The organism is Kitasatospora sp. NPDC029312 (assembly GCF_055569215.1).
In genome coordinates, this window is sequence record NZ_JBVHXY010000017.1 from 145,244 (window position 1) to 151,243 (window position 6,000).

At 72.0% G+C, this 6,000-nt stretch carries 6 protein-coding genes; 4 read left to right on the top strand and 2 right to left on the bottom strand.

Annotated features, from left to right (window positions below; genetic code table 11):
- Window positions 1-37: 37 nt before the first annotated feature.
- Window positions 38-484 (bottom strand): SRPBCC family protein, encoded by a 447-nt coding sequence (locus ACZ4WV_RS16715; protein ID WP_465747228.1) that lies wholly within the window; start codon window positions 482-484, stop codon window positions 38-40.
- A 60-nt stretch (window positions 485-544) separates the two neighbouring features.
- Window positions 545-1,651, bottom strand: coding sequence for a Rieske 2Fe-2S domain-containing protein (locus tag ACZ4WV_RS16720; protein WP_465747230.1), 1,107 nt, complete (start codon window positions 1,649-1,651; stop codon window positions 545-547).
- Window positions 1,652-1,882: 231 nt separating this feature from the next.
- Between ACZ4WV_RS16720 and ACZ4WV_RS16725 the strand changes: the two genes are divergently transcribed.
- From ACZ4WV_RS16725 to ACZ4WV_RS16740, 4 genes are all read left to right on the top strand, one after another.
- Window positions 1,883-3,514, top strand: coding sequence for an alpha/beta hydrolase (locus ACZ4WV_RS16725; RefSeq protein WP_465747232.1), 1,632 nt, complete (start codon window positions 1,883-1,885; stop codon window positions 3,512-3,514).
- Window positions 3,515-3,811: 297 nt separating this feature from the next.
- Window positions 3,812-4,966 carry an inorganic phosphate transporter gene (locus ACZ4WV_RS16730; RefSeq protein ID WP_465747234.1) on the top strand — a complete coding sequence of 385 codons (1,155 nt, stop codon included), beginning with the start codon at window positions 3,812-3,814 and terminating at the stop codon, window positions 4,964-4,966.
- Entirely contained in the window at window positions 4,963-5,208 is a 246-nt protein-coding gene (locus ACZ4WV_RS16735) for a hypothetical protein (RefSeq protein WP_465747236.1), read from the top strand. Before ACZ4WV_RS16730 ends, ACZ4WV_RS16735 begins: the two co-directional genes overlap by 4 nt.
- Window positions 5,209-5,514: 306 nt before the next feature.
- Window positions 5,515-5,874: a hypothetical protein gene (locus ACZ4WV_RS16740; RefSeq protein WP_465747238.1), complete on the top strand. Its 360-nt coding sequence runs from the start codon at window positions 5,515-5,517 to the stop codon at window positions 5,872-5,874.
- The last annotated feature ends 126 nt before the right edge of the window (window positions 5,875-6,000 follow it).

Genomic DNA, 6,000 nt, shown 5'->3' on the forward strand with positions numbered 1-6,000 from the left:
CCGGATGGGCCCTGCGCGGTGGCCGTTCGCCGCCCGGTCAGGACGCCTTGGGCCGCGTAGCCGGTGTGGCGGCCAGCAGGTGATCCAGCACCCGCCCGAAGACGAGGCGTGCGGCGAAGGCCACCAGTGGGTCGAACAGCCGGGGCAGGCCGCTGATCCGCAGCTCCTCGGTCCAGACCACGGCGCTGCCGCCGCCCACCGGCCGGACCCGCAGTTCGGCGTAGCCCCGGACGACCCGACCCCGTTTCTCCAGCCGACACAGCTCCGGTTCGACCAGGGCGACGATCTCCATCGGATCGTCGAACCGCACGGGCCTGACTCCCGTGCGCGCCAGGACCACGTCCCCCACCGCCCGGCCGGTGCCGCGCGCCACGCCCACCCGGGTGAACGGCACCCGGTCGCCGTGCCGGGGCCATGCGGTGAGCCGGGCCCAGGCGTCGGTCGGCGGGAGCGGGCAGCGGCGGATCAGCGTGAAACGGGCCATGCGGCAGCCTAACCGGGCCGGTGGGCGAGGGGCCTACCGGTGATGTCGTCCCGGAGGGGCCTACCGGTGCAGGGCCGTGTCCCCCGGAGCCTCTCGGTCGGGGCGGACCGCCAGGGCGGTCGGCGCCGGGATGTGCTCCCGGTGGTCCGGCGGGTAGAACTGCCGGGCCCAGTGCCGCATCGCGCCGATCGGCCCGTCACCGGCGGCGAGGCGCGGTGGGGAGAGGTACCGCTTCGTGGACCAGATCGGGAAGTCGTCCGAGGTGAACGCGAGGGTGTGTTTGAACATCGGACCGGCCAGCAGCCTGGTCGTCGTACGGCTGACCACCCGGGCGAGCGCCGGCGGCAGCCGGGCCGGCTCGTCCAGGGCGAAGCGGCTCGCCTGGCGCAGCTGCATCCGGCTGGGGGAGACCTGGGTGGCCATCACCAGTGAGCAGATCCGCAGGCCGAGCGACGGGGTGTGGACGTCCGTGTGCAGCGCGGCGAGGCCGTAGCCGTCGACCTCCACCCGCACCTCGCGCATCCCGAACAGCGGGAACTGCTCGCGCACGCGCATGGAGATGTGGAAGCGGTGCCCGTCGTACTCGACCGGGGCCGCCAGCTCTCCGTGCGGCCAGCCGTGCAGGGTGATGAAGTGGCCGAGATCGAAGGAGTTCTCCATGACGTCCTGGGCGTAGCCGGGCATCTCGAAGGAGGCGTGGCGCAGTGGCTGGTCGTCGAGCACGTGCCAGGCGGGGATCTCCCAGTCCGGTTCGCGGCCGTCGTGGTGGCGCCAGACGAAGACCGCGTCGTTCACCTCGTGCACCGGCAACCGGGAGAGCGCCGCCTTGGGCGGCGGCGTCCCGTACCCGGTCCGTACGCACCGGCCGTCGGCGTCGAAGGCGAACCGGTGGAACGGGCAGACCAGGTCGCCGTCCTCGACCTTGGCGAGCCCGAGGTGGGCGCCCAGGTGGGGGCAGTACGGTCGGACGGCGCGCAGCCGGCCGTCTTGCATGCGGTAGAGCACGACGTCCTCGCCCGCCAGCTGCCGGGTGATCACGGTGCCGGGTCGGAGCTCGGCGGAGAACGCGAGCGCGGCCCAGCCGTCGGGATAGGGCAGGGCGGCCGGCAGGGCCGCATCGGCAGGGGTCGGCCGGGAGCTGACGGGGTGGACGTGCTGGTGGGACACGCGGGGTGGGCCCTCTCCTGTCGGTCTGTCCGGCGCTGCCCCTCCCAGGCGATTAGCGTCCGAACCTGATGGAATTCCGATGCTAGTCACGGATCACGATCCTTTGCACGGTCAACCCCTTAGGAAGACATAGGTCTGATGATCAGTCATCCAGACGAGCGCGGGTCAAAGCTTGCTAAAGTCCGGTCCGCCCCCTAGATGTGCCATTGCACATGTCACATCATGCCTCCCATGAGAAAAGCCATCGCCCTCCTCGCGGCCGCCGCAGCCGTCGCGGCTTTGGGCGGCACCGCCGCCTCGGCTGCCGGGCCCGACGCCGCCGACCTCGTGGACGCCGGCCAGGGGAACCTCGCCTGGAGTTCCTGCGACGACCCGGCCACGCCCGCACTGCAGTGCGCCATGCTCGACGTGCCGGTGGACTACGCCGATCCACGCGGGCGCAAGATCAAGATCAAGCTGAACCGGCTCCCCGCCACCGCGCCCAAGGACAAGCAGCAGGGCCCGATCCTGCTCAACCCCGGCGGCCCCGGCGACTCGGGGCTCTGGATGCCCGCCTACATCTCCGGCCAGATCCCCGCCGACGTCGCCTCCACCTACGACTGGATCGGCTTCGACCCGCGCGGCACCAACGGCAGCGACCCCCATGTCGTGTGCGACGCCCACTACTTCGACGGCGAGCGCCCCGACTACCAACTGAGCCAGGGGACTTCGAAGGACTGGCTGAAGAAGGCGGCCGGCTACGCCGCCGACTGCGCGGCCGACTGGTCCTGGCTGCTGCCGCACATGACCACCGTCGACAACGCCCGCGACATGGACAGCATCCGCCGGGCGCTCGGCGTACCGAAGATCAATTTCTACGGCGGATCCTGGGGCACCTCGCTGGGTTCCACCTACGGCCAGCTCTTCCCCTCGCACGTACGGCGGATGGTGCTGGACAGCATCGTCGGTCCGACCATCAGCTGGTACGACCACAACGTCCTGCAGGACAAGGAGCACCAGCGCCGCTTCGACGCTTTCGCGGCCTGGACGGCCAAGGCCGACTCCGTCTACCACCTGGGCACCGATGCCGCCGCCGTGAAGAAGGCCTACGACCAGGTCGAGGACGCGCTGCGGAAGGACCCGGCCGACGCCGCCCCGGCACCGGGGAAGATCGGCCCCGCCGAGTTCGAGGACACCTTCTACGGCGGCGGCTACAACTTCCTGCGCTGGCCTCGGATGGCCACTGTGCTCTCCGCCTACGTCACCCGGCACGACACCCAGCCGCTGAACATCGCCTACAACAAGTACGCGGCCCCCGGCGCCGACGACGGCACCTTCCCCGCGTACAACGCGGCCCAGTGCACCGAGAACGCCTGGCCGCGCGACTGGGAGGTCTGGAAGAAGGACCAGGCCAAGGTCAACGCCGCCGCACCCTTCTACACGTACAACAACATGTGGTACAACGCCGCCTGCATGTTCTGGCCGTACCAGGGCAACCAGGCCGGTCGGCTGAAGATCACCGGCAAGGGCCTGCCCCCGGTCCTGCTCTTCCAGGCCACCGAGGACGCCGCCACCCCGTACGAGGGCGGCCTCGCCATGCACGACGCGCTGCCGGGCTCCAAGCTGGTCGTCCAGAACGGCGGCAGCTTCCACGAGATCCTCTTCCACGGCAATGCCTGCCTGGACGACACCTTCACCGCCTACCTGCGCGACGGCAGCCTGCCCCAGGGCAAGGGTCGGATCGCCAAGACCTGCGTGCCCGAGGACGACCCGACGCCGGTGTACGTCACCCCGCCGCCGGCGACCGCCAAGGCACTGACGGCCACGCCGGCCGCCCCACTCCCGCCCACCGACCCGGAAGCCGTGCACGGCGTACTGCGCTAGGAACGCCGCCGGGCCGGCCGCGACGGCTGCCGGGTTCGCCCGCCGAGCCGTGCGCGGGTGAGCGCACCGGATCGGAGGGGCCGGGGTCGGGTTCCGACCCCGGCCTCGGCCACCTCCGACAACCACCCTCGAAGGCCATCGCCGATGGGGCCACCTCCGACGGCGGAGCGCGTCCGCAGGTGCCTTCCCATCGCCCCTCCGCCTCCTTGCTCCGATCGGGTGATGGTCGGCGACTCTCCGGCTGTTCGGACGGTGGGGGGAGCCGGGTGGACGGCCGGTGAGCATAGGTTCGTCCCCGTGATCGGCAATGACGTGGTCCTGGCGTTGGTGGTTGCCACCGCGCTGGGCTTCGACTTCACCAACGGGTTCCACGACACCGGCAACGCCATGGCCACCTCGATCGTCACCGGTGCCCTGCCGCCGCGTGTCGCGGTCGGCGTCTCGGCCGTGCTGAACCTGGTGGGCGCGTTCCTGTCGACCGCGGTGGCAGCGACGATCGCCAGCGGGCTGGTGAACAGTCACGAGGTGACGCTGACGGTCGTCATGGCAGGCCTGACGGGCAGCATCCTGTGGAACCTGACGACCTGGTACGTAGGCATTCCGTCGAGTTCCTCGCACGCGCTGATCGGCGGCGTGGTCGGGGCCACCATGGCCGCGGCCGGCACCTCGGCCATCAAGTGGCAGGCCCTCGTCGCCAAGGTGATCGTGCCGGCCGCCCTGTCGCCGGTCATCGCCGGGGTGGTCGCCGCACTCGGCACCTTCCTCGTCTACCGGCTCACCCGCGGTGTCGCCGACAGCCCGCGCACACGCGGCTTCAAGACCGGTCAGATCGGCTCGGCCTGCATGGTCTCGCTCGCCCACGGCACCAACGACGCGCAGAAGACCATGGGCGTCATCACCCTGGCCCTGATCGCCAACGGAACGCTGAGCACCGGAGCGAAGGCCCCGACCTGGGTGATCGCCTCCTGCGCCGTCGCCATCGCCCTGGGCACCTACATCGGTGGCTGGCGGGTCATCCGGGCGTTGGGCAAGGGACTGGTGGAGATCGACGCGCCGCAGGGGATGGCTGCGGAGTCGTCCTCGGCCGCGGTCATCCTCACCTCCACCGACTTCGGCTACTCGCTCTCCACCACCCACGTCGCCACCGGGTCGATCCTCGGATCAGGGGTCGGCAAAAAGGGCGCGGTCGTACGGTGGAACATCGCCAACCGCATGGTGGCGGCCTGGCTGCTCACCCTTCCGGCCGCGGCACTGGCCGGCGCGCTGGCGTACTGGGTCGCCCACGCCATCGGCGGTACCACCGGCGTCGTGGTCGTCTTCGTGGTCCTGGTGCTGGCCTCGATCGCCTTCTTCGTCGCGTCCCGCCACCCGGCCGTCACCCCGGAGAACGTCAACGCCGCGTGGACCGGCTCCGTCGCTCCCGCGCCCTCCGTCGACGAGGTGGCCCCGTGAACTCCTGGATCAACCTGAGCGCGCTGTGGAAGATCGTCGTGGTCGGACTGCTCGCCGGCGCGGGCCTGCCCGCGCTGTTCGCCGTCGGTGTCCGCGCCCTCAACCCGCCGGGCCGGGAAGGCGAGGCCGGCGTTCCACGCGCCACCGCCGGCGCGCTCGGCTACGCCGTCGCCGCGGTGTGCTTCGCGGTGGTCCTCGCCGCGATCGGCTGGGGCATCTCCGTCATCGTCGGCCACCGCTGACCGCTGGCAGCCCACCGCCCGCTGCCGTCCACCCCCCCGCCGGGAGTCTTCCGCCAGCGCCTCGATCCACGGTCGGGCGCGGCAGCAGCGGCACCCGAGGATCGGGACGCCCCCGCGCCGCCCGATGCGCCCAGGTGTGCGCCGGTGCGCCGGGTGGGTGCATTAGCTCAAATCACTTGGTGAGACACGGACTTGGCGGTCGGACGCGGCGTGGTGGAGCATGGGCGGGCCCGGTCTGTCGCAGTGCGTTTGCGCTGCGGCCGGGGCCGCACGCGTGCGGCGAGAGGAGGCGGTCCGGTGGGCTCGGTGGCACGTCCGTTTCTCATCCGGGGCAGGGCGGTCCCGCTGGCCAGGTATCTGGCGGAGGAGGACATCGAGGGCCTGGTGGCATGCTCGTGCATCGGGAACGAGGTCACCATCGACCTCGGCGACACCCGGATCCTGGTCGGGCTGTTCGAGGTCGCCGGGGTGGTGCGGCTCGACTTCCAGATGGTCCAGGACGGTCCGGCCAAGCCCCGGTCCTGGTCGCGCCGACTGCCGAGTGGGAGCGAACCGCGGGAGGTCGCCGCACGCATAGCGCGGGACGTCCGGACGCTCGATCGGGAACTCGCACCACTGCGCCGCCGGCCGCCGGAGGGGCCGGCGCGGCGCGGCTCTGCCAGGTAGACGGGCGGGGGGGGGGGGGGGGGGGGGGGGGGGGGGGGGGGGGGGGGGGGGGGGGGGGGGGGGGGGGGGGGGGGGGGGGGGGGGGGGGGGGTGGGGGGGGGGGGGGGGGGGGGGGGGGGGGGGGGG

Excerpts from the sequence above, each read along its gene's own strand:
- ACZ4WV_RS16725 (WP_465747232.1), top strand. The coding sequence starts at position 1,883 with ATGAGAAAAGCCATCGCCCTCCTCGCGGCCGCCGCAGCCGTCGCGGCT.
- ACZ4WV_RS16715 (WP_465747228.1), bottom strand. The coding sequence starts at position 484 with ATGGCCCGTTTCACGCTGATCCGCCGCTGCCCGCTCCCGCCGACCGAC.